The organism is Yoonia sp. BS5-3 (genome assembly GCF_038069655.2).
GTDB lineage: Bacteria > Pseudomonadota > Alphaproteobacteria > Rhodobacterales > Rhodobacteraceae > Yoonia > Yoonia phaeophyticola.
Genome location: NZ_CP150951.2, coordinates 167,974 through 191,693, shown reverse-complemented (window position 1 = coordinate 191,693; position 23,720 = coordinate 167,974). Strand labels below are relative to the sequence as shown.

24 protein-coding genes, 1 other RNA gene and 1 pseudogene are annotated in these 23,720 nt (G+C 57.3%); 11 read left to right on the top strand and 15 right to left on the bottom strand.

Features of this window, described 5'->3' with window-relative positions; all coding sequences use genetic code 11:
* Window positions 1-11: 11 nt before the first annotated feature.
* The gene (locus tag AABB29_RS00945) at window positions 12-3,197 is read right to left on the bottom strand and encodes a reductive dehalogenase (RefSeq protein ID WP_341368727.1); all 3,186 of its coding nucleotides are present in this window, start codon (window positions 3,195-3,197) and stop codon (window positions 12-14) included.
* Window positions 3,198-3,248: 51 nt separating this feature from the next.
* Here AABB29_RS00945 and AABB29_RS00940 point away from each other — a divergent pair, with 51 nt between their 5' ends.
* The 3 genes from AABB29_RS00940 to AABB29_RS00930 all read left to right on the top strand — a co-directional run bounded on the left by AABB29_RS00940 (window position 3,249) and on the right by AABB29_RS00930 (window position 6,272).
* Window positions 3,249-3,944 (top strand): HAD family hydrolase, encoded by a 696-nt coding sequence (locus tag AABB29_RS00940; protein WP_373636721.1) that lies wholly within the window; start codon window positions 3,249-3,251, stop codon window positions 3,942-3,944.
* A gap of 148 nt (window positions 3,945-4,092) precedes the next feature.
* Window positions 4,093-5,652: a trimethylamine methyltransferase family protein gene (locus AABB29_RS00935; RefSeq protein ID WP_341368729.1), complete on the top strand. Its 1,560-nt coding sequence runs from the start codon at window positions 4,093-4,095 to the stop codon at window positions 5,650-5,652.
* Between the two features lie 137 nt (window positions 5,653-5,789).
* Window positions 5,790-6,272 (top strand): CAP domain-containing protein, encoded by a 483-nt coding sequence (locus tag AABB29_RS00930; protein WP_341368730.1) that lies wholly within the window; start codon window positions 5,790-5,792, stop codon window positions 6,270-6,272.
* A gap of 5 nt (window positions 6,273-6,277) precedes the next feature.
* Here the strand turns inward: AABB29_RS00930 and dtd are convergent, their stop codons facing one another.
* From dtd to AABB29_RS00875, 11 genes and pseudogenes are all read right to left on the bottom strand, one after another.
* Window positions 6,278-6,715: a D-aminoacyl-tRNA deacylase gene (gene dtd / locus AABB29_RS00925; RefSeq protein ID WP_341368731.1), complete on the bottom strand. Its 438-nt coding sequence runs from the start codon at window positions 6,713-6,715 to the stop codon at window positions 6,278-6,280.
* Complete coding sequence (locus AABB29_RS00920; protein ID WP_373636720.1) at window positions 6,712-7,617, bottom strand: carbohydrate kinase; 906 nt, start codon at window positions 7,615-7,617, stop codon at window positions 6,712-6,714. Before AABB29_RS00920 ends, dtd begins: the two co-directional genes overlap by 4 nt.
* Before the next feature lie 16 nt (window positions 7,618-7,633).
* Window positions 7,634-8,737, bottom strand: coding sequence for a TFIIB-type zinc finger domain-containing protein (locus tag AABB29_RS00915; RefSeq protein ID WP_341368732.1), 1,104 nt, complete (start codon window positions 8,735-8,737; stop codon window positions 7,634-7,636).
* Between the two features lie 9 nt (window positions 8,738-8,746).
* Window positions 8,747-9,852, bottom strand: a pseudogene (locus AABB29_RS00910) (SPFH domain-containing protein).
* Between the two features lie 17 nt (window positions 9,853-9,869).
* Complete coding sequence (locus AABB29_RS00905) at window positions 9,870-10,496, bottom strand: hypothetical protein (RefSeq protein WP_373636719.1); 627 nt, start codon at window positions 10,494-10,496, stop codon at window positions 9,870-9,872.
* Window positions 10,493-11,437 carry a DUF2927 domain-containing protein gene (locus tag AABB29_RS00900; RefSeq protein WP_341368734.1) on the bottom strand — a complete coding sequence of 315 codons (945 nt, stop codon included), beginning with the start codon at window positions 11,435-11,437 and terminating at the stop codon, window positions 10,493-10,495. Before AABB29_RS00900 ends, AABB29_RS00905 begins: the two co-directional genes overlap by 4 nt.
* A 21-nt stretch (window positions 11,438-11,458) precedes the next feature.
* Window positions 11,459-12,649, bottom strand: coding sequence for a toxic anion resistance protein (locus tag AABB29_RS00895; RefSeq protein WP_341368735.1), 1,191 nt, complete (start codon window positions 12,647-12,649; stop codon window positions 11,459-11,461).
* Window positions 12,649-13,533 carry a 5-bromo-4-chloroindolyl phosphate hydrolysis family protein gene (locus tag AABB29_RS00890; protein ID WP_341368736.1) on the bottom strand — a complete coding sequence of 295 codons (885 nt, stop codon included), beginning with the start codon at window positions 13,531-13,533 and terminating at the stop codon, window positions 12,649-12,651. The genes AABB29_RS00895 and AABB29_RS00890 overlap by 1 nt, the downstream gene beginning before the upstream one ends.
* 1 nt (window position 13,534) lies before the next feature.
* Window positions 13,535-13,738, bottom strand: a complete 204-nt coding sequence (locus AABB29_RS00885; RefSeq protein ID WP_341368737.1) for a hypothetical protein — start codon at window positions 13,736-13,738, stop codon at window positions 13,535-13,537.
* 55 nt (window positions 13,739-13,793) lie between these two features.
* The gene (locus tag AABB29_RS00880) at window positions 13,794-14,615 is read right to left on the bottom strand and encodes a tellurium resistance protein TerC (RefSeq protein ID WP_341368738.1); all 822 of its coding nucleotides are present in this window, start codon (window positions 14,613-14,615) and stop codon (window positions 13,794-13,796) included.
* A gap of 62 nt (window positions 14,616-14,677) precedes the next feature.
* Window positions 14,678-15,478 carry a pseudouridine synthase gene (locus tag AABB29_RS00875; protein ID WP_373636718.1) on the bottom strand — a complete coding sequence of 267 codons (801 nt, stop codon included), beginning with the start codon at window positions 15,476-15,478 and terminating at the stop codon, window positions 14,678-14,680.
* A gap of 89 nt (window positions 15,479-15,567) precedes the next feature.
* Here AABB29_RS00875 and AABB29_RS00870 point away from each other — a divergent pair, with 89 nt between their 5' ends.
* The gene (locus tag AABB29_RS00870; protein WP_341368739.1) at window positions 15,568-16,020 is read left to right on the top strand and encodes an RbsD/FucU domain-containing protein; all 453 of its coding nucleotides are present in this window, start codon (window positions 15,568-15,570) and stop codon (window positions 16,018-16,020) included.
* Window positions 16,021-16,035: 15 nt separating this feature from the next.
* Here the strand turns inward: AABB29_RS00870 and AABB29_RS00865 are convergent, their stop codons facing one another.
* On the bottom strand, window positions 16,036-17,307 hold the full coding sequence (locus AABB29_RS00865; protein WP_341368740.1) for a diguanylate cyclase: 1,272 nt from the start codon (window positions 17,305-17,307) through the stop codon (window positions 16,036-16,038).
* Window positions 17,308-17,486: 179 nt separating this feature from the next.
* On the opposite strand from AABB29_RS00865, the gene AABB29_RS00860 reads away from it, so the two are divergent.
* The 7 genes from AABB29_RS00860 (at window position 17,487) to rnpB (ending at window position 22,225) form a co-directional block, all read left to right on the top strand.
* A complete protein-coding gene (locus AABB29_RS00860) occupies window positions 17,487-17,939 on the top strand; it encodes a nucleoside deaminase (protein WP_341368741.1) in 453 nt (150 codons plus the stop codon).
* 6 nt (window positions 17,940-17,945) lie between these two features.
* Entirely contained in the window at window positions 17,946-18,599 is a 654-nt protein-coding gene (locus AABB29_RS00855) for a hypothetical protein (RefSeq protein WP_341368742.1), read from the top strand.
* Window positions 18,600-18,635: 36 nt separating this feature from the next.
* The gene (gatC, locus tag AABB29_RS00850; RefSeq protein ID WP_341368743.1) at window positions 18,636-18,923 is read left to right on the top strand and encodes an Asp-tRNA(Asn)/Glu-tRNA(Gln) amidotransferase subunit GatC; all 288 of its coding nucleotides are present in this window, start codon (window positions 18,636-18,638) and stop codon (window positions 18,921-18,923) included.
* On the top strand, window positions 18,923-20,398 hold the full coding sequence (gene gatA, locus AABB29_RS00845) for an Asp-tRNA(Asn)/Glu-tRNA(Gln) amidotransferase subunit GatA (protein ID WP_373636717.1): 1,476 nt from the start codon (window positions 18,923-18,925) through the stop codon (window positions 20,396-20,398). The genes gatC and gatA overlap by 1 nt, the downstream gene beginning before the upstream one ends.
* A 38-nt stretch (window positions 20,399-20,436) precedes the next feature.
* Window positions 20,437-21,162, top strand: a complete 726-nt coding sequence (locus AABB29_RS00840) for a hypothetical protein (protein WP_341368744.1) — start codon at window positions 20,437-20,439, stop codon at window positions 21,160-21,162.
* 59 nt (window positions 21,163-21,221) lie between these two features.
* Window positions 21,222-21,842 (top strand): N-acetylmuramoyl-L-alanine amidase, encoded by a 621-nt coding sequence (locus AABB29_RS00835; RefSeq protein WP_341369033.1) that lies wholly within the window; start codon window positions 21,222-21,224, stop codon window positions 21,840-21,842.
* 12 nt (window positions 21,843-21,854) lie between these two features.
* An RNA gene (rnpB, locus tag AABB29_RS00830) (RNase P RNA component class A) lies at window positions 21,855-22,225 on the top strand.
* A gap of 38 nt (window positions 22,226-22,263) precedes the next feature.
* Here the strand turns inward: rnpB and AABB29_RS00825 are convergent.
* Complete coding sequence (locus AABB29_RS00825; RefSeq protein ID WP_341368745.1) at window positions 22,264-23,082, bottom strand: DUF6065 family protein; 819 nt, start codon at window positions 23,080-23,082, stop codon at window positions 22,264-22,266.
* 70 nt (window positions 23,083-23,152) lie between these two features.
* Complete coding sequence (locus AABB29_RS00820) at window positions 23,153-23,473, bottom strand: hypothetical protein (protein ID WP_341368746.1); 321 nt, start codon at window positions 23,471-23,473, stop codon at window positions 23,153-23,155.
* Between the last annotated feature and the right edge of the window lie 247 nt (window positions 23,474-23,720).

The following is a 23,720-nucleotide window of genomic DNA, read 5'->3' as shown; positions in this document are numbered from 1 at the left end:
TGCGCAGGTCGCTACAAATCCAGGGTGATCGTCGCGTCCTCTTGTGCTGCGCGGCTTTGGCAAAGGATCATGCTTTTGGTGCGCTGAGCCTTTGACAGAACAAAATCGCGATGCTCGATCTCGCCGCTGATCACACCGCATTTACAGACGCCGCAAAGGCCGTCAGCACATTTGATATTCACCGGGACACCAGCGGCGATAAGCGCAGATGATGCCGATTGGTCCGCGGCCACAGGCACCTTGCGGCCATCCTTTAACTGCAATTGAAACGGGTGGTTTTCATATTCCGGCTGTGCGGGGGCGGCGAAATATTCCAGATGCCGGGCCTCTTCAGGAAAGCCCTTTGTCGCAGCAGCATCCATCACGGCAGACATGTAATTTGCAGGGCCGCAAGCATAGACATGTGCACCGGGCTGGTATTGCAGCACCTCGTCTAAATCCGCGCGCGCGCCCTCTGCACTGACATGTAACTTGACCTTTGACGCCCAAGGAAACTGTGCCAGGTCATCAAGAAAACCCGCATCGGCGCGGGTTTTGACGCTGTAATGTAACGCGAAATCAGCACCGATTATGTGCAGGCGATGGCCCATCGCAATCATGGGCGTCACGCCAATGCCACCGCCCATCAAATAGGTCATGCGGGCAGTTTCCTCTAAGGGAAAATGATTGATGGGGGGCGAGATAAATACACGCCGCCCTTCCGTAAAGATGCGATGTAAAAGCTGCGATCCGCCGCGTCCCTTATCCTCGCGCTGTACGGCGATCTGATAGCGGGACCGATCCGATGGATCACCTGACAGGGAATATTGGCGAAAGAACTCTGGCGCCACGACAACATCGATATGCGCGCCTGCGGTTGCCCGGGGTAAGTCATCGCCATCAGTCCTGGAAAATTCATATTTTGTCACCGCTTCAGTCATCTTTGTTACCTTGCTGATGACAACTTGGATAACAGGGGTATCACCGGCGTCAGCTTGGTAGATGTGTTCGGGCGGCAGTCCTTTGGCCCGCCTTTTGCGATGTTCCTTGGCGGGGATCATGGCCTGATAGGCGGTGATACCTGCCTCGCGGTCCATCGGTGCAGGCCAGGGATGGGGCGGCGGGGCCAGAGGGGCTGGATAGACGGCAAGCGTTTGATCGGCATGGCGCAGATCAAGCCCCTTCTGCAGCCTGCGCTTATTGACCGGATGGGGCGACGGGCGGTAGGCGCCATCATCCTCCATCTCAAGATCCCACCACCATTTTTTCACCGGGTTGATAGCGCCGTTCCCCAAAAAATCATCCAATTTCGCAAGGGTCTTGGCGGCCTTGGGCACCGTCATGGCCAGCTTGCGAAACGGGGCTTCGGCAAACAAGCCTTCAAGGTTCCAAGGACAGGTTTTCATGCAGCGCCCGCACATGGCACCATTCTTTTGGGCCACGCGATAGGATGTGCATTTCTGACTGTCCGATTTCCAAATCTCATAGCCGTTGAACATCAGCTTCGGCCCGGCTGTAATCGCGCCTGATGGACATTCGCGGGCGCATTTGTTGCAGGCATCGCAGAACTTCTGCAGACCGAAATCAATAGGCTTGTCATGGCGCATCGGCATGTTTGTCGTCACAATACCCGATTTCAGCCGAGGGCCCAGGAACGGGTTGAGAATGACCTCACCAATGCGGCTGACCTCACCCAGCCCGGACAAGAGCAATAGCGGGGGATGCAGCACCTCATCATCCATCACCGAATGGACGCGGGCCGTGTAGCCAAGGTTGCGCAGGTGCTGCGCCAGTACACCGCCCAAAAGCGAAAAGCGCAAATAGGCGCGCATGGATTGGGCACAGGCGATCCAATCATCGCCCGAGGCGCCCTCCATGGTTTCGTGGCCCTGATCGATGATCATGGAAATGGCGTTCGTATGGTACGGCGTAATCGGCGCGCCGGCTGCATCATGGCTGTAATAGGCCCAGTCGGGACAGTCTGACAGCCCCACCGCATCGACACCCAGAAAGTAGAGGGCACCCTTGATGTTCGCAGCATTGCTCGCGGCACTGAAGTCCTGGGGTGGCCCCACCGGATCGCCATCTTGCAACAAGGTAAAGGCCCCCAGCGAGGGACGAAACGCAAAGGCAGTCGCTGATTTGCGCACGTAATTGCCGTTTTTTGTGGCCTGCTGCACCTGTGCGCCCAGATCGCCAAACAGGGCGCGGGCGAACATGTTCGCCCTTTTGGGAACACGGGCGACATTGGGGCGGTCGATATAGGTGGTCGGCGTATCAACGCGGCGCAAGGTTTCGAACGGATAAGGGCCCTGCGCGAAGTCGCGACCGGCAAACGGATCGCGGGTGCGGGCCGAATGGGCATGTGTGCCAAGGCCGCTGCGGTAACTCAGCGGGGCGGCCTGCCCGGGGGCAAGGGGCAGATCCGTCGCCATGGGCAGGTTGGTCGTAATGGCGGCCAGACCAAAACGATCCCCGGTAAACGGGTTTGTCAGGTGGCCATCTTCCAATGCAACAAGACCTGCTTGCGCGGCGAGTGCGCCAAGATGCACGTCAGATGCAGCCATGGAATGGGCGCGGGCCTCAAACCCTAAAAGACGAATGTAATTGGCCAAAGTGACGGCCGTTTCCATGCCGCGCAGACAGCTGCGTTGTGGCAATGCATCCTTGATCCAATCCGTACCGGGCTCATCTGGGCGGGGCGGACGGGGGTGATCGTACAGGAAAACAACGGCATGGGTATGGTGCTGACAATCGGTCGGCGGCGCAGCCATGCTGTCACGCAGTCCGGCCATGATCACATCAATCCCGGCGGCCAAGGAATTGGGCTGCATCTTGTGTAGCTTCTCGGCCAGGCGGTCTACATCGGGATTGCGGACAGGCTCCGGCAACCAAGCTTTTTCGGGGATGGCACAAATCCCCACCATGCCTGCGTCACAATAATAGCCAAACGCTTTGAGGTGATTGGCACGCTCTTGCAGATCCTCAGGGATTTCGGCCTGTTCGCGCTTGACCAGACCATCGCGGGTCGCATCTAACATCGCTTGATAGTCCTGCATTGCGTTCACAATGCTGAGCGGACCATCAGGGCGACGAAAAACCAACGGGCGAAAGGGCGGCAGGGCGGATAGATCAACCGCCCCTTGGCGGGCCAGCTTTTCCAGTGGAAACGGGCCAAGATGCATGGGGCGGGATCGGTAGGAACGAAACTTGCGCATTCCGGCAGGTTCGACGTGAGGCGCGGCACTGTCAATGATCAGAGAGGCAGCATGATCAAAGGGATTATTTTCGACAAAGACGGGACATTGTTCGATTTCAACGCAACCTGGGGCGCTTGGGCGGGGATGATGATCCGGCAAGAAACGCGTGGGGATGCCGGGAAAGCGGCGGCTTTGGCCGATGCGATGGGCTATGACATGAAGGCCGAACGCTTTCTGCCCTGTAGCGTGGTGATCGCAGCAACGGTTGAGCAAACGGCGCAGGTGATGCTGAACGTATTGGTTGGCGAAACGCTGCAAACACTTATCCCGCGGATGAATGCAGCGGCCGCTGCACTGCCGCAGGTGCAGGCAGTGCCTCTGATCCCCTATTTTGATGATCTGAAAGCGCGCGGTCTGAAGCTGGGGATAGCAACCAACGACGCCGAAGCGCCCGCAATCGCCAATCTGCAAAGTGCAGGGATCAAAGACCATTTTGATTTCATTGCGGGATATGACAGCGGATATGGCGGCAAGCCCGAGACCGGGCAGCTGCGCGCCTTTTGCCAGCAGACGGGGCTTGTGGCGCCAGACTGCGTGATGGTGGGCGACAGCACCCATGATTTGACCGCTGGGAAAGATGCAGGGATGCGGGCGGTGGGGGTGCTGACGGGCCCCGCGCCAGCGGCTGAACTTGCCCCCTTTGCAGATGTGGTGCTTCAAAATATCGGCGATTTGCCCGGCTGGATGGACGCTGAGGCCTTGTAAATGGGCGCAATCTAAGGCCGCGACAGGTCAGGGTGCGCGGGGGGCGGCAGGCCTTTGACGGTCCATTTCCGACATGTTCTGTCGCAAATCATGCGGAGCCAGCACTGAACCCAAGGCATCCTTGGTTCAGGCAATGTGAGGTTTCGTCATGAAACAGCCAGGCAAATCGCGCCGCCGCGGTGGCGGACGTGCTGGAAATGCGCACCGGCGGGCAGCGGCAGGTATCGATCAGATGCCATGGCGCATCCCCATCAACACCGACCGGCCGACAGAGCCGCTGGATGACGCCGGTGTTGCGGCGATCCATGATGGGGCAATGCGGGTGCTTGAGGAAATCGGGATCGAATTTCTGCATGATGAGGCCTTGGCGTTGTTTCGCGAGGCGGGGTGCAAGGTGGATGGTACCAATGTGCGCATGGGGCGCGATTGGGTGACAGAAATGTTGGGGCATGCGCCCGCTCAATTTGATATCACGCCGCGCAACCCGAGCCGCAAAATCACGCTCGGCGGGGGGCATATCCTGTTTGGTAATGTGTCATCACCGCCCAATTATTTCGATCTTGAGATCGGCAAGAAAGTATCGGGCACACGGGCGCAATGCGCCAATCTGCTCAAGCTTACGCAGTATTTCAACTGTATCCACTTTGCTGGCGGCTACCCGGTTGAGGCGGTTGATCTGCACGCCTCGGTTCGGCATCTGGATATCACCTATGACAAGCTGACGCTGACCGACAAAGTCGTACACGCCTATTCTTTGGGAAAAGAGCGGGTCGAGGATGTGATTGAGATGGTCAAGATCGCAGGCGGGCTCAGCGAAGAAGACTTCGCAGCCAAGCCGCATATGTATACCAATATAAACTCTACTTCGCCGCTGAAACATGATGACCTGATGATCGATGGTTGTCTGCGCTGCGCCCGGCGGGGGCAGGCGATTATCGTCACGCCATTTACATTGGCCGGGGCCATGGCGCCGGTCACAATGGCCGGGGCGGTGACATTATCAATCGCCGAGGCCCTCAGCGCCATCGCGCTTTTTCAATATGTGCGGCCCGGAACGCCATGCGTGATTGGGACATTCACTAGCAATGTCGATATGAAATCCGGTGCGCCTGCCTTTGGAACGCCCGAATATATGCGGGCGACGCAAATGACCGGGCAAATGGCACGGTTTTACGGCATCCCTCTGCGCGCATCTGGGTCATGCGCGGCGAATGTTCCCGATGGGCAGGCCATGTGGGAGACATCAAATGCGCTTTGGTCGGCGGTGCAATCGGGCACCAATATCGTCTATCATGCGGCTGGCTGGCTTGAAGGAGGGCTGATCGCTTCGCCTGAGAAATTTGTCATGGATTGCGAGGTGATCCAGATGATCCAGCGCTATATGGAACCCGCGATCACAGCGACAACGCCTGGTGACATAGCGGTGGATGCGATCAAAGAGGTTGGACCAAATGGCCATTATTTCGGCACGGCCCATACGCAAGAACGTTATCAGACCGCGTTTTATCAACCTTTCCTTTCCGACTGGCGAAATTTTGAAGCATGGGAGGCATCCGGGGGAACCTGGACTGCTGAACGGGCGCACCGGGTTTACAAGGATATCCTGTCCAGCTTCGAAACGCCGCCTATGGATGAAGACGCGCGCGCGGGGCTGGCTGATTTTGTAGCGCGGCGTAAGGCGGCCGGCGGTGCACCAACCGACTTTTAAGGCACTCGGGGAAAATTGGCGGTGAATTGCGCAGGTTGGGCACGTAATTGCCGCTACAACGTCCGGCGCGCGCCATAGCGTTGCCCCGATCAGAGGCGAAACCGTATCATATGAATACCGGAAAAAGGGACACCGGCATGACATGTTTGATCCGTTTCGCAGCTGCTTTGGCGCTAAGTCTTCTTGCAACCACCGGGTCAGCCGCGACCCGGGATTGCGTGGCACCTGACAATGTAAATGCGTTGGCGACCGAAATTGCAGCAGGCGTCAATGCGAACCGCCGGGCAGCGGGTGAGGCACCTTTGCGTTTCAATCGACGGCTGGGTCAGGCGGCGATGGTACATGCCTGCGATATGCAGGTGCATGATTTTTTCGATCATCGTGGATCGGACGGATCAAATTCGCAACGACGGGTGCGTGCGGCGGGCTATGATGATTGCATCGTGGCCGAAAACATCGCCTGGGGTTACCCGCAGCCCGCTCAGATCATCACAGGCTGGATGAACTCGGCAGGGCACCGGCGCAACATGATGCATCCCCGGATCGAAGAATTTGGTATTGGGATCACGCAAGGACCCAAAGGGCCTTATTGGGTGCTGGTTGTCGGCAAACAGTGCTGAGCAGGCTATTGGTCCAGCCAGATCGTGACCGGGCCATCATTCACCAGTGACACAGCCATATCGGCGCCAAACCGACCGGTCGCGGTTTTGATCCCAAGCGCGGCCATATCTGCGATAAATGTCTCATAAAGGGCGCGCCCATCTTGCGGATTTGCGGCTTGCGAAAACCCTGGGCGGTTGCCGCGGGCGGTGTCCGCGGCCAGGGTAAACTGGCTAATGATCAAGGCCTGCCCGCCGATATCGCGCAGCGACAGGTTCATTTTGCCCGCGTCATCCGCAAAAATACGTAACTTGCTGATCTTGGCGGCCAATGCGGCTGATTGAGCAGAGCCGTCACCCTGCATGGCACAAACTAGGATTAGCAGGCCCTGGCCAATTTCGCCGATGACCTCGCCATCAACGCGGACCGCAGCCTCGGTGACGCGCTGTAAAAGCGCTCTCACAATTCAAAGGCCCAAGGCGGGTTGGCCCCCGCACGGCTGACAGTGATCGCAGCGACTTTCGCGCCAAAAGCGGCTGCTGCGCGCAGATCATCATCGGCAGCATCGCCAAGCGTTTCTTTGGTCAAATGGCCAGACCGTTCCATCTGCGCAAGAAAACCAGCGCTAAAGGTATCGCCAGCACCAACCGTGTCCACAACGTCGGCCTTTACGGCAGGTACATCAAATGAGCCTTGCGGGGTGTAAACAGTCACACCTGCACTGCCACGCGTGAGCAGGACAACCTGCGTGCTGCTATTCTCAAACAGGGTTGCGACATCGGTGCCGCCGGTGATCCATTCCAGATCCTCATCAGAGGTCTTGATAATATCAGCCGCCGCCAACATCCGGGTCAGGCGGGCGCGATAGGCGGTTTCGTCTTTGACGAAATCGGGCCGAATATTGGGATCAACCATTGTCAGCTTATGAGGGGCCTCGCGCAGCATCAGCGTCTCATACGCCGCGCCGCAAGGCTCAACCACCAGGCTGATGCCGCCAAAGAACAAAGCTTGCGGGGTCTCTTCGGGCAGATCGCGTGGCGAGAGCATCCGGCCCGCCGTATTCTCATCGTAAAACGCGTAAGAGGCATGACCGTCCGTCAATGTGACAAAGGCCAATGTGCAGGGGCGATGGCAAAGTGCAGAGGGGCTGCTGTCAACGCCAGAGGCATCTAGTTGAGCGCGCAGCATATCTCCAAAAAGGTCAGTGGCGATGCCCGAAAAAAACTGGGCCGGGGCCCCCAAACGACCCAAAGCAACGGCGGTGTTGAAAACCGATCCGCCTGGATGAGGGGCAAAGCATTTTTCGCCGCTTTCGCTTTGGCGGGGCAACATGTCAATCAGGGCTTCGCCGCAGCACAGAATCATCGCAGAACTCCAGAAATTATTGACTGTTAGCGATAACAAATCCTGCGCCAAGCGCAAGGATTAGCCCCAATATAACGGCAATCGCGATTTTCCATGCCGAATATGGCCGCTCGCCCTGGACCCGGCCAGTGCGACCGTTGACGACAAAGCGATAAGTTTTGCCGCGGTATTTGTACGCGGCCAGCCAAACCGGTAGCAGGATATGCTTGAACGTGACGTCTGAAACCGCTGTATTTACCGAGCCAATCCGCTGATCATCCCCGCCGATATCATATTTGATATCGCGGCGGATCATCCGGTCCATATAGGCGCGGGCCTCATCAAAACCGTCGACCAGTTCAACCTGATAGCCCTCTGCGCGAAAACCCGCCAGATATTCGGGCTTATAGGGTTCAAGGGCGGACAGATCCCAGGGTTCGAGCCCATCCGTGTAGCGTTTGGGCAGCGATTTGGACGCCAGAACCAGAACGTCATCGAAAAAGCGGGCCACCCGCCCAGAGACATTGCGCCAACGGGTTTTGCGCACGCGGACCTTTTGGCGTTTGCCGTCACGCATGACGGTTTTGGTTTCATAATAATGGGTGCCGCGCTGGCCTGTGTAGCGACTTTTGGTATCGGCATCGAAGGTCCAGTAGGGCACATAGATACCGTTCATCTTGCGACCCTTGCGGGCATATTCGGTCAATCCGTTTGGGGCGAACCAAAGACGGCCCAACCAATCGGTCACTGCATCGCGGGCGCGGTCCTCTTCCAACTCAAACGGAAGCAGACCGCGCGGCTTGATATGCCGGTGCGTGCCCGTATCGGTCACGACAGGGGTTGCACAAAACGGGCATTCTGCGGCGTGCAGGTCGCTGTCAAATTCGGTCTGTGCCCCACAATTGGGGCAGGTGACCACGCGGGTTTCTTCGATTTCCGCGCTTGAAAGCTCTTGATCAACGCCGCGCTTGAAATCCAACTCTTTGATCGCACCGGTCCATGGGCCATCCTCTGCGATGGGCTGCACATTACCGCAGTGATCACAGATCAACTGATGATCGCCCGGATCAAAGCGCAGGTCCGATCCGCAAGCATCACAGGGGAACCGATGCTCGGCAGCAGGTGAGGCAGGTGCGTCCATGGCCGCCGCTTATGCGCCAGGCGGTGGGGGTGGCGGGGGCATGACGGTGAAAAGATGGGCCAATTCGGTGACATCCTCGGCCTTCATCCAGCCATCCTGGCCCTGGGTCCAGACCATGCTGGCCCGGGTCAATTTGCCATCCGTAACCATCCGGCCAAGCGCGGCTTTTGAGAATGGGCCCGTGACCTCACCTGCATCGGCGATATGCCAAACATGTTCAACCGGGGGCGGGGGGGCGCGACGGGCGCCGCAGCCGGGGCTACAGGGGATTGCTGCATCATCATATTGCCCATCTGCATGCCCAGACCGGCGCCCATGCCCATACCCATCGCATCGCTCGCGCCAGACCCATCAGCGGTCATCGCCTCGGCAGCTTTCCATTTCATATGGTCGTCCAGGTTCCCTGCAAGACCGCGGGATGTACGCTCATCCAATGCCTTTTCGACAGCGGGGGGTAGGCTGATATTCTCGATGTAAAGCTCGGGCACGCTAAGCCCGTATTGCTGCATCACAGGATCAATGGCATCTGCGATCAGCTTGCCGACATCGGCAGTATTTGCGGCCATATCCAGGACGGGAATGCCAGATTTGGCGATCACCCGCGAAAACTCCTGCACGATGATGTTGCGGATCTGAAAGCTGATTTCGTCGCTGGTAAATTCACCATCGGTGCCAACGATCTCGCGCAGGAACAGCGCCGGATCGGCAACCTTGATCGTGTAGGTCCCAAAGGCGCGCAGGCGGGTTGGGCCGAATTCAGGATCGCGCAGCATGATAGGGTTTTTGGTGCCCCATTTGAGATTGGCAAACCGTGTGGTGTTAACGAAATAAATCTCGGACTTGAAAGGGCTTTGGAAGCCGTGATGCCAATGCTGAAGCGTGGTCATGATCGGCATGTTGTTCGTCTCAAGCATATACAGCCCGGGGGTGAACACATCAGCCAATTGGCCCTCATGGACAAAAACGGCGGACTGGCCTTCGCGGACGGTCAGCTTGGCACCATATTTGATCTCATGGTCTTCGCGCTCAAAACGCCAGACCATTGTGTCGCGTGTATCGTCGGTCCAATGGATGACGTCGATAAATTCGCCCGTCAGAAAATCAAAAATACCCATGAGCTGTCTCCTTCAGTCTAGGATGTGCCGTCAGCACAGGGCGATGGCAAGAGCCAGTCTTCCCCTTCGGCTGTGATAAATTGTGTATATAGCGCTGTCACGCGCCCTTCAGCGTCTTTCAGTGTGGCCACCGGATAACCGCCATCGCCCCATCCGCTGCCGGAAAGGGGGAAACCAGATGCGCCCGGCAGGTCGATCAGGATGGGTCCGGGGTAGAATGCGTCGATCTGTTCGGCATAGGGACCCGCATAAAGGGTTTCCCATTGCGCGCCATAGTTTTCCAAAACAGGAAGATCGGATGGGCCCACAAAAGCAGCAAGACCGGTATCGACACCAATAGTCGCGACATCATCCCCGCAAAGGACAGGCTGATCTGACCAGATCAAGGCCATCAGACTGACCCGATCTGTGACATCAAGCGGGTGAAACCCGACGATCGTGGCGGCTGTCTGGGGTAAATCCGCAATCGGGTTATCACCCCCGAAAAGTGTCAAAGGATCTATGGCATAGGCGATGCCGGATGGCGTGGTCCAAGTGCCTGCTTCTGCGACAATCGCGGGCGCGCTGCGGGTGGTCAGCCATTCCAGCGCGCTTTCTGCATTGGCAGGCATTGCGGTGACGACCAGGGGGACAATCCATTTCATGAAGATCCATCCGCCAGGTAATCGCGGGCAATCTCGCGGGCAATCGGGGCTGCAGCGGCCGGGCTCATTCCTGTTTCTAACCTCGGATCATAGAGCATGCGCAAAAGCAGCTCATCATGGCCCGTCAACAGGGCAAACTCTTCGTCATCGTTAAAAATCGATGGGCGGGCATCAGGGCTGTCATTGGCAAGGCCCATGCCTTGGGCCAATTCTTCGTGGATACAGGCGCTGCGCATCAGGTTGGGATGTTCAGCGCGGATCAGGGCAATGGCCTGCGAATAGCTTGATTGGCCCGGCACAAAGGTGCCAATCACAACGCAAAGCTGGTCGCGGGGCAGGTTCACAAATGCATTCAGCGTCGCGTCAGAGATCATCGGGATCAGCTCGCGCAGACGGTCGCCATAGGCGCGGCGGTCATCCTCGCCCAGAAAAAGGACACGGAAATTGGGGTCTTCATCCGTCAGGGTGATCGGAACACGGGTTGCGCGGGACAGGCGGGCGGCATAGGCGCTGACGCTGGCCACATCCATTGCGCGTTGATCCAGCGGAACCGTACTGCCGAATTCGATGGACATGCGGATAGGTTTATCCCATCGGCGCAGCTTCGACACTGTCGCTTGGGGGCGGGAAAAATCGCTGTCGTCACGATATTCGTTAAACAGGGCGATACGGACAAAATTACGGGCCAGGATGGTTGGCGTAAAAGGGGTATCCGTGCCCCCGCCATCGCCGCGCATCAAATCTTGGGTCAGCAGATCATTTTGCAAACGGGTGTAATAGCGGGCCAGATCGCGGCTGACCTGGCTGGGGGGCTGAACAACCGGTTCAGGATCGGGGGCAGGGTCTTCAATCGGCGGAGGCGGCGGTGCGGGGGCGGGGGCAACAAATTGATCGCAGGCCATGAGACCCGTCACAAGGACAAGCAAAAAGCCGCGCCGCATGTTGCCCCCGTACCGCATCAATCAGCGATCAGCAGAGGTGCCGATTGTATCGCCTGAACCAGTTTCCCGGGCTTTGGCCGCGGCGAGCGTTTCTTTCAGCTCGCCTTCCATCTTTTGCAGCTCAACCTCGGCCTCGGCGCGTTTGCGCTTGCCTTCATCGGCAATTTCAAGGCTTTCATTGATGGTGGCGATCAGGTTCTCATTGGCAGCTTTGACAGCGTCGATATCAAAGACACCGCGTTCCATTTCCTCGCGGATCGTGCGGTTGGCCTGACGCAGGTTCTCGGCATTGGCCTGCAGCAACTCATTGGTCAGATCATTGGCATCGCGTACGGCTTCGGCGGCCTCGGATGAGCGCTGGATCGTGACGGCTTGCGCCAGCTGAGTCTCCCAAAGGGGCACAGTGTTCACCAAGGTCGAGTTGATCTTGGTGACGAGCGACTTGTCATTTTCCTGAACCAGCCGGATTGAAGGCAGGGATTGCATCGTGACCTGACGGGTCAGTTTAAGATCGTGGACGCGGCGCTCCAGATCGTCGCGGGCGGCACGAATGTCGCGCAGCTCTTGGGCTTTCATAACGGCCTCATCCTCGGCAGCCGCTTCAACTTCAGCTTCTTTTGCGGGGATGGTTTTTGCATCGAGCTCGGCGACTTTGGCCTCGCCTGCGGCGATATAAAGACCCAGCTCATCATAAAAGCTCAGGGTTTTGTCATAGAGAACATCAAGGCTTTCGATATCCTTCAGCAGCACATGCTCATGCTGTAGCAGATCATCGGTGATCATATCGATCTGGCCCTGCACCTCTTCAAACTTGGCGGCAAATTTAGCCATCGGGGCGGCACGGCCCAGCAGCTTTTCCCACCAGCTTTGCTTGCGGCGAACATCCAGTTCGGAAATCGAAAATCCGCGGATCGTGGTGACGATATTGCGCAGGCTGTCACCGGCAGGGCCCACATCCTTATTGCGGACGCCAGCCAGCATGGACTGGGAAATTTCCTGCAACTCGGCTTGGGCGGACGATCCGAAAGCCACAATCGAATTGGTGTCTTCGATATCAATCTCGGCCATACGTTTGGTGATCTGGGCCGAGGTTGGGGCATCTGCGGCCTCAAGCGTGACCAGCTCGCCCTTGGGCTCTGGCAAAACGACTGCGGTGATTTTTTCGACATCAGCCAATGTCGCCTCAGCCTTTTGGCGGATCGTGTCAGACATTATTCGTTTCCTTTCATATTCAGGCTCACGCCCTCGCGCTGCAAGCGGTCGCGCAACACGTTGATTTCGATATCCATATCGCTGCGGTCATCCAGCAGCATCTTTTCGGTCTTAGAGGCAAAGTTTTGTTCCAGATCATCCAGCAGCGCCTCATAGCTGCTGCGGGCGTCTTCGGCCTTGTTGCGGCCGTAGAGATCCACAAACTTCACCGTCGCATCGCGGGCACCCATCAGATAGACGCCCAGAAATTTACGGGCAGCGGTCAGGTCGCGGGGGTCCTCTTCTACGGTGCGGATCATGCGCCGGGCGACGTCTTGAAAAGCGGTGACACGGCCCGTCAGCTTGCGATCTTTCAGGACTTCAATCTGCGATTTCATGACATCCAGATGGGCTTCGGCCTGATCAACAACACGGGCAACGCGGTCTTGTTGGCGGGTGTCGATGCCTTCCATGCGTTTGTCACGCATTGGATCAAGGCCAAAGGCCGCAACATGCAGGCCCAGGGCGGCAATCCCATAAAGGACCGAGCCGATGATGCCGCTATCGCCGGTATAAGCGGCCAAGGCGGCCCCGATGCCGGTCAGGCACGATGCCATCATTTTACGTGGTACGGCAGGACGGCGGGCAACCTTGCGGGCGTCATAGGCGGCTTCGGCCTTCAGACCTTCACGTAGCATCCAGGCGGCAGTGGCCAAAATGCCAGCGCCGATCAGACCCAGCACCAGATAGGCGGGGCTTTCCCCAAGCGAGGTAAAGACCAAAATAACCGCAGGCAGGAACAACAGGCCGGTTGCGGCTGACGGCGCCTTTATGGCCGGTGCGTCTTGCGATGCAGGCGTTGCGACCCCGCCGGGGCTGAATTTTCCACCAAAGCGCTTGGCCAACCTACAGCCCTCCCAGCAGGCCGGTGCTCAGACCAAGCAGCAAGATGACAAGCGCGCCAAAGGCAACCTTCTTGAAGGTGTTAGGCATTATGTCTTCGTCCTTTCCAACAGCCGTTCGGATGACGGTTTGAACCATGCCAAGCATTGCCATGGCGGCAAAGGCCAATAGGGCAACAAAGGCCAGCATAAGGATCAAACGCATCATATTCCGTCACTCCGTTCACTTTCTTTGCCATTAAGATAGGTAAAGAAAGGCCGGTTTACGAATGTTTCTGGCGTGCAGTGCGCTCGGCGGCAAGTTTTCGGCTATAACCAGATTGGATAATTTCGACAGCGACCAGTACGATGACCGAGAAGTAGAATGTGGATTTGGACATCGGAATAATGTCCTGACCGAACACTTTGATCTGCAAGCTGTCATCATGAACGGCATGGGCAGCGGCAGGGCCAGCCTCACCCAGCAGAACAACACCAACGATCAGCAGGATAAACAGGCCCAGAACCTCATACATGCGGTTCTTTTCCAAAAAGCGGGTCACACCATCGGCCAACAGCAGCATGGCAAGGCCAGACAGGATGATCGCTGCGGCCAGGATCGGGAAAACATCGGTAATCGCCAAGGCCGAAAGCACACTATCGAACGAGAAAATCAAGTTCATAACAACAATCAAGATCACAACCTGTGTCGCTGATTTGCCGGATTTACCTGCAATATCATGGCCTAAATCGTCCATGGATAGCATATGGGCGATTTCCTTGACCGCAGTGTACATGATGAACACACCGCCGAAGACAAAGACAACAGTGGCAAAATTCACGCCGCCCTCAATCACGCCAACCCAGTCGAAGACGTAGAACGGCTCGGCCAAGGCATCGATCAGCTGGATCATGGTGAAAAGCAGGACAACACGCAGCGCGACGGCGATGATAATCCCCCAGGTTCGCACAGCCTTTTGCTGGGCCACAGGGGCGCGTTGGCTCTCAATTGAGATATAAAGAAGGTTATCAAACCCCAAAACAGCCTGCAAAAAGCACAGCATTATAAGGTTGGTTGCGTTTTCAAGCGTTAGCAAATCGGCCAATGCAGGGTCCCCCGAAAGTCAGTTTTTTATAAGAATGCACAACGGACGTAACAGAACAAGGTTCAACTGCTACGGTTTTTCCCCCTTATGGGGCGGCGCGGCTGTTTGCGGGTCCGGATGGGCTTGGGTTTATCCGAAAGTCCCAGCTGATCGCGGACGACGCGCTGTTTAATTTCTTCGACGGCGCCCGCCGCAAGTTCAGCCAGCTGAAACGGGCCATAGCTGACGCGGATCAGGCGGTTCACGGTGACACCGATCTCGGACATGGCCCGGCGAATTTCGCGATTCTTGCCCTCGCGCAATGACACGGTCAGCCAGGCATTGGCCCCTTGCTGGCGGTCAAAGGTTACGGTCATGGGCTGATACTTGATGCCTTCAACGGTGATACCGGCACGCAGCAAATCCAGCTTTTGTTCGCTGACCGATCCGTTGATGCGAACGCGGTACCGGCGCAGCCAGCCGGTGCTGGGCAGCTCAAGCCTGCGTTTCACCCCGCCATCATTTGTCAGCAGCAGCAGCCCTTCGGAATTCAGGTCAAGGCGTCCGACAGACATCACCCGGGGCATATCTGCGGGGAGCGCGGCAAAAACGGTCGGGCGGTCCTTTTCATCCCGTTCGGTTGTCACAAGGCCCGCAGGCTTGTGATAAAGCCATAACCGCGGGGGGTCAGGCTCGCCCACCTGTTTGCCATCCACGGTAATCCGGTCGGCGGCGGTGACATTTAGCGCGGGGCTGTCGATGGTCTTGCCATTTACGGCCACACGGCCTGCGGCAATCATCCGCTCGGCTTCGCGGCGGCTTGCAATGCCCGCGCGGGACAGGGTCTTGGCAATGCGGTCGCCCGCAGAAGGGGTATCAGTCATAACCTCGCGTGTAAGGGCAAGGGGGCGCTGGCGCAATCCTGATCGGCAATGGCTTTTGGTGGACAGGCTTGTTAGCACTATGGGATCTGATGACAGATCAAGAGGCCCGCTCCGTGCTCCGCAACATCCCCCCGCTTTTGTCGCCCGATCTTTTATATGTGCTGCGCGCGATGGGGCATGGTGATATGATCGCAATCGTTGATGCGAATTTTCCAGCCGAAGGGCTGGGGCCACGTTGTCTGCGCGCCGACGGGGCAAATGCAAGCGCGCTTTTGCAAGCGGTATTAACGGTGATGCCGCTGGATACCTATTGCGACGATCCGGCGATTTGTATGCAGGTTGTGGATGCGCCCCAGACCACCCCCGAGGCTGTGGCGGATTTTCAACAGATCATCAACACAGTGGCCGACGCGCCCAGGGCCATTCAATCGCTGGAACGTTTTGCTTTCTACACAAAGGCCAAAACGGCTTTTGCGGTTGTGCAAACCGGCGAAAGGCGGCTTTACGGCAATATCCTTCTGACCAAGGGGGTGATCGGCTAACGGCGCCCCAAGGCGCTATTGCGCAGCGGTGGCGAAATCACCGCAAACCTGATCACGGCCACTTTCCTTGGCGCGATACAACAGTGTATCGGCTCGCTTGATAAAGGCGTCCACCTCATCGGCAGGCTGCAGCATCGTTGCGCCAATACTGATCGTCAGGCGAATGTCATGTCCGGCATGGCTGAAATCATGTGCGGCAATGTTGCGCCTGATACGCTCGGCGATGGACAGCACGCCATCGGCATCAAGCCCTGTCACCAAAACCGCAAATTCCTCGCCGCCATAGCGGGCCACACGGTCAACAGGCCGTGTGACGTCTTTGAGAATTCTGGCAATGGCCTGGATCGCATAATCGCCGGTATCATGGCCAAATTGATCATTCACCTCTTTGAAATGGTCGATATCCAGCATCAACAGGGACAAAGGATCGCCCGCCTCACGATGGGCTTTGATCATGGCAGCGATTTCCGCGTCGAAAAAGCGGCGATTGCCGATCTGGGTCAACGCATCGGTTGTTGCGGCGGCCAGGTTTGTTTTTGCCTCGTGTTCGGCACGAATGCTCATCTCATGGAACAGAACGCGGTGTTTCACTTCGCGGCGGACAGCCGGGAATACGACAAAAACACCCAAAATGCTGGCGCTGAACATCAGGACCAGAAGCAACGAGGCTTCGGTGCGGCTGTACAAATCGGGGGGCATCAAGGTGATCGACACCTCGCGCACACCGCGCACATCACCAACCTCCCAGTTGCGACGGACCAATTCCCATTGATTACTGTTATGGCAGTTCACACAGCCTTCCTGCATGACAATCGGAACGGCGTAGCGGACGCGGCGCCGGTTATCTGGTAGGGTTTCGACATAGCGTATTGGGGCGTCTTCACTTGATTGCAGTTGATCTAGGGCCTGCTGGGCGAAATTGTCTAACTCGCTGCCTAAGCTGGTTACGAACGGGTAATTGCTGTAGATTTTGAACTGCGTGTCGGCGTGGTTGCGGTTAAAGCTTTGGGTATAACGACGGCCCAGCGTCGCCGGATACATCAAAGCATCAGGTTCAGCATCGGGATAGATCGTAAACCGCACGCCCGGAACACCGCTGATGCTCTCGGTGTAATGCTCCTGCGTGATTCTGAAAAAATCGGCCAAGATCTCGGCATTCTCAAAAGCGCGTTCAATGACGTCATCACGCGCGCGGCTTGACTGGCCAGCAAGTGCAATCAGGCACACCAGCAGGGTACCGACAAGGACAACAACAGACCATTCGGTTTTGTTAAAGGAGGAACGCATCTTTCTTAACATGTTTTGAGGGTCTTAATTTTTTGTTAATGATTTGCCTGCTGGCACGCACCACATCAAAAACGGTTGTCCTTTTCGTGATCTAATTGAAAAGAAACAAATAAAGCGAACGGGTGGATGACAGGTTAACAGGCCTTGCTCAAGTATGTGGCAGCAGGCATGACTGGGTCATGAAGTTCCGATCTTACATGGATATCGCCCTGAATGAGGCGCGGGCCGCAGCACATAGGTCCGAAGTGCCCGTGGGGGCCGTGATTATCCATGCAGGAAAGGTGATCGGCAGCGCAGGAAACCGCACGCGCGAGCTGAACGATCCGACGGCCCATGCCGAAATGCTTGCGATCCGCGCGGCCTGCGCGGCACTGGGGCAAGAGCGGCTTACTGGCTGCGATCTCTATGTCACGCTCGAGCCTTGCCCGATGTGCGCGGCCGCCATCAGCAATGCGCGTATCGGGCGGCTGTATTATGGCGCGTCTGATCCGAAATCCGGCGGGGTTGGGCAAGGACCGCGCATCTTCAGCCATGCGCAATGTCATCATGTGCCGGAAATCTACAGCGATATTGATGCGACAGCCTGCGAGGCGCTCTTGAAATCCTTCTTTACGCAGCGGCGGGGAAGTTAGCGACCGATGCATTGGTTCGATCATTTCGATGGCTATTGTGAGCGAACAGATTTCACCTATTGGTCCGAGCCGATCAATGCGCTGACCAATCTGGCATTTATCATTGCAGCGGTCATCATGTGGCGCAGGTCCGCCGGGCTGGTATCGGCGCGTGTGCTTTGCGGGATCCTGTTTGCAATCGGGTCTGGCAGCTACCTGTTCCACACCCATGCCACCGGCTGGGCGCTTCTGGCAGATGTGGCGCCAATCGGGCTTTTCATTCTGGCCTATATCTTCGTGATCAACCGCGATGTGCTGGGGTGGTCATGGTGGGCGGCGCTGCTGGGGACATTGGCGTTCCTGCCTTACGCCTATATCGCTGTGCCGGTTTTGAACCGTGTGCCCTTTCTGGCGATCTCCAACTTTTACTGGACGGTCCCGATCCTGATTCTGGCCTATGTGCCGTTCCTGCCAAAAGGCACCGGGCTGGCCCGCGGCTTTGCCATTGGGGCAGGGGTATTGTGCCTGTCGATCACGCTGCGCTCAGTGGATGAGCTGTGGTGCGCGCAGCTTCCGTTGGGCACCCATTTTCTTTGGCATTGCCTGAATGCGGTCATGCTGGGCTGGATGATCGCGGTTTACCGCAGGCATATGCTTGCGGGCCGGGGCGCTGGGTTGTAAACGCGAGACAACAGACAGACCCGGAGATTTACCCACATGTCGATCGACACCGAAACCGCCCGCCGCGTGGCCAAACTGGCCCGCATCAAGGTGGAAGATGATGCCTTGCCCGCGCTTGCGGGCGAATTCAACGCGATCCTTGGGTTCATCGAGCAACTGAACGAAGTTGATGTGGAAGGGGTCGAACCCATGACCTCCGTGACACCGCAGCGGCTGAAACGGCGTGAAGACGTCGTTACCGATGGCAGCCAACAAGAGGCCGTGCTGGCCAACGCGCCCGACGCCCGCGAAGGGTTCTTTGCCGTGCCGAAGGTGGTGGAATAATGACTGATCTGACAAAACTGACGATTGCGCAGGCCCGTGACGCCATGCGCAAAGGCGAAACGACAAGCGCCGAAATCACCAAGGCTTGCCTGACAGCCATTGAAGGGGCCGATGCGCTGGGCGCATTTGTGCATAACACACCCCAGATCGCGACCGCGCAGGCCGAGGCCGCTGATACGCGAATCAAAGCTGGCGATGCGCCCGCCATGTGCGGCATCCCGCTGGGGATTAAGGATCTGTTCTGCACCAAAGGTGTACCCTCGCAAGCGGCATCGGGCATCCTCGAAGGGTTTAAGCCGGAATACGAATCCACCGTGACCAGCCAGCTGTTTGATGCAGGGGCGGTGATGCTGGGCAAGCTGAACATGGACGAATTTGCCATGGGCTCGTCCAATGAAACCTCCGTTTATGGTAATGCGGTCAACCCCTGGAAACTGGGCGACAAAGCACTGACGCCCGGTGGGTCTTCGGGCGGGTCAGCAAGCGCGGTGGCCGCTGATCTGTGCCTCGCGGCAACGGGAACCGACACCGGCGGATCAATCCGTCAGCCTGCGGCATTCACGGGGATCACTGGGCTAAAACCGACCTATGGACGCGTCTCGCGTTGGGGGATCGTGGCTTTTGCGTCATCGCTGGATCAGGCGGGACCAATGACCAAAGACGTGCGCGATGCGGCGATCATGCTGCAGGCCATGTGCGGACACGACGCCAAAGACAGCACCAGCGCTGATCTGCCCGTGCCGGATTTTGAGGCGGCGCTGACCGGCGACATCAAAGGTAAAACCATCGGCATTCCCAAAGAATACCGGATGGACGGTATGCCCAGCGACATCGAAAAGCTCTGGGCCGACGGCACCACAATGCTGAAAGATGCGGGCGCTAAGATCGTCGACATCAGCCTGCCGCACACGAAATACGCGCTGCCTGCTTACTATGTAATCGCCCCAGCCGAAGCCTCATCCAACCTCGCACGCTATGATGGTGTGCGCTTTGGCAACCGGGCCAAGCTGGATGCGGGTGACGGCATCACCGAGATGTATGAAAAGACACGCGCCCAAGGGTTCGGCCCGGAAGTGCAGCGCCGGGTCATGGTTGGCACCTATGTGCTGTCCGCAGGTTTCTATGACGCCTATTACAACCGGGCGCGACGGGTGCGCACGTTGATCAAACAGGACTTCGATACGGTCTTTGCGGATGGGGTCGATGCGATCCTGACGCCTGCCACGCCGTCAGCAGCCTTTGGGCTGGGCGAGGATATGGACCCAATTGAAATGTACCTCAACGATGTCTTCACGGTCACCGTGAACCTCGCAGGTCTGCCCGGGATCGCAGTACCAACGGGGCTGGATCAACAAGGACTCCCGCTGGGCCTACAGCTGATCGGGCGGCCCTGGGAAGAGGCCGATTTGCTGAACGTGGCCTATAGCCTCGAGCAATCGGCAGGTTTTGTGGCCAAACCGGGCAAGTGGTGGTAAGTATCGTCAAAAGAGTTCAGCAGTCTGACAGGTGATACGTGACAAAATCGGGTTTTCTTTGCGCTTTTGCGGCCATTGCGCTGACAGCTTGCGGGCCACGCGTGCCGCCAGCGCGGGGCGTCGGGTTCGACGATTTTTCCAATTACGAACTCGAACGGGCCCGGCGCGAGGCTGCGCTGTCTGGGCAAAGCCAGTCGATTGTCCCCGCGCCGCAGATCAACACGATTGATAGCTCCGGGACAGATCAGGCGATCCCATCAAGCGAATTGGCGGCTGCGGGCATCGGAACCGATACCAGCCTTGATCCAAACCGGGTGCTAGGGGTTGATGCATCGCCCACCAATGCCGCGCCAACCTTGGTGACGGACAATCCCGGGATCTCGGATGAGCAAAGCTTTGACGCTGTCTCTGGGCGTGAAACGATCGAAAGCGATGCGGAACGACGGGCAGCCCAAGCGGCGGCGCGCGAGCAAATCGAACCAACAGCACTGCCATCACGGCCTAGCAATACAGGGCCGAACATCGTTGAGTATGCGCTGAATGCGCCCAACGTGAAGGGGCAGGAATGGTACAGCCGGTCAATCCTGTCGGGCGAAAGCCGTTTCCAGCGGAACTGTGCAGCGTATGCCACGCCCGATGACGCGCAGCGGGACTTCATGTCGCGGGGCGGGCCAGAGCGTGACCGGCTGGGGATTGACCCCGATGGGGATGGGTTTGCCTGCGGATGGGATCCAGCCCCGTTTATCGCGGCGTTCCAAAACTGAAACTGACCAGCCACCCCTCACCCAATTGCGGGCCCCGCCGGGATGGCGCGCGGCCTGATATGGTTGTGATCCACTACACGGCCATGACGTCGGCCAAAGCCGCGCTCAAGACGCTGTGTGATCCTGCCACCGAAGTATCAGCGCACTATCTGATCGCCGAGGATGGCGAGGTCTTGTCACTGGTGCCAGAGGCCCTGCGCGCCTGGCACGCAGGTGTGGGGCGCTGGGGGGCTACGACAGACGTCAACAGCCGCTCAATCGGGATCGAACTGGCCAATAACGGGGTCAGCCCCTTTGCGGCGGCGCAGATGGATGCGCTGACAGATCTGCTGCGAGGGATCAAAGCGCGCTGGGATATCAGACCGGAACGGGTGATCGGACATTCGGACATGGCCCCGGGGCGCAAAATCGATCCGGGCCCGCGTTTTGACTGGCGGCGATTGGCACGCGAGGGGCTGGCGGTCTGGCCAGAGAATTGGGCGGCCGAAGACGATGCGGCCTTTGTCTCGATGATGCGGGGATTCGGATATACGGCCACCGATGATGAAGACCTGCTGCTGAAAGTGTTTCGGCTACGGTTTAGGCCATCGACCAAGGGGCCTGTTGATACGACCGATGCGGGCATGATGTATAACCTCTTTCGCCGTTTCCCCGTTGACCTAAACACGACTTGGGCCTAATGCCGCATCTGCGCGGATGGCTGGATGGCTGCGGCAGTGATGTCGAGGAAAGTCCGGACTCCAAAAAGCACGGTGCCGGGTAACACCCGGCGGGGGCAACCCCAGGGAAAGCGCCACAGAGAACAGACTACCTTGCATGCAAGGTAAAGGTGAAACGGTGGGGTAAGAGCCCACCGCGCGAGCGGCAACGCAAGCGGCACGGCAAGCCCCACCGGGAGCAATGCCAAATAGGGATCGCGCGTCGCAAGACAGGGCGGCTTGAGCCCGAGCAGATCCGGGTTGGCAGCTAGAGGGCGTCTGGCAACAGGCGTCTTAGATGAATGGTCATCTCGGGTGGCTTCGGCCACCTATGACAGAATCCGGCTTACAGGCCATCCGCGCAAATAGGGGGCTTCGATTCGCCAACTATACGCATAGTGCATCATCGCTTGTTTTTGTCGGACTTCCGGGCGTTGATGGCGTATTCCCCGACGCGTCGGCCCTTGTTTTCGCGAAAATCGGCCTTTCGGACTGTTCCTGTGAACCCGTCCCATTCTGCAGAAGTCAGTCCGAGGCCTACAGCTTCCTCATCCGCAATATCGGCCTGTCGTGTTTGCGCTTCAAAGGCCGTGCGGGGCAAAACCTGTAGTTGAAACAAAGGCCTATTTGGGTCCAGAATAATCGGAACATCTGATTTGGTCACTCTGACATTAATAAATAGCGGCCAAGGTCCATACGCGTCGGTCTCAACCACGCCATCGTAACACTGTAATGCTCCATAGAAATTCGCGTTAGCAACAGGACGAACAAGGCTGATCCAATCTTCTTTCGTGGAAACCAAAATGCCTGACCAAACCTGCAATACGCCGGGTACAAAGGCCGCCTGCATAAATGATGGCGCAAAACCCTTCGCGGCTTCGGGTGCCTTGCTTTGCCAATCATCTAAAAACTCTTGCCCCAACGTGACGTTTTGCAACGGCTGCCACTGCCCATCATCTGCATAGTAAAGATCGGTGCCGTCAAAAATCACCTCTGCCTGCTTTGCAGGAAACACATACCACCCGAATGCCGATGCCTTACGTAGGGGTTCGCAGTATTGAAAGGCTCCGGTTGGGTTGTTGCCCAAGGCTGACGTATCAGCGATCAGTGGCGTCGTCGCATGTGGATAAACCTTGAAAAACTTGACGATGTTTCCGCTCATTTTAGGCGTGGCTTTCGTTGTGCATTTGGTCAAATGTCCAATAAAAGCACCACCGATCAATACGGTGGTGCCAATTCGCTAACCAGTCAAAAGCGTGAAACTGGCATTCTTCTGACGGTGAGAAGGAATGTTAGCGTGTCTTGATAACGCGCGGTGGATTGAAGCCTCCACCTGTTTCTGTCTGGCCGTTCTTGACAACACGTGGTGGATTGAAGCCTCCGCCTGTTTCTGTTTGGCCGTTCTTGATAACACGCGGTGGATTGAAGCTTCCACCTGTTTCTGTCTGGCCGTTCTTGACGACGCGTGGTGGGTTAAGGCCTGAGCCTGTTTCTGTCTGGCCGTTCTTGACGACGCGTGGTGGATTAAGGCCTGCGCCTGTTTCTGTCTGACCGTTCTCAACAACACGTGGTGGGTTAAAGCCTACACCTTTTTCACTCAAAAATTTTGTCATTTGTCTCTCCATGTTTGCCTTGTTGCCAATAGCAACGAGGATTCAGCGCCCATTTTTGGCACTCTCACTATGCTGTTCACTTCAGCAAGAAAAAGCTAGTTCAAACCGAGATTACGAACAACCAGCAATACTGGATCGACAGTTATTGGCGGAGTAATGCGAACAGGCACTCAAACGCTGATCTACTGGGCACCATAGAAACGGTAGGAATGCTTCGATGCTTTATCACAATGCGAATTGATGTCGC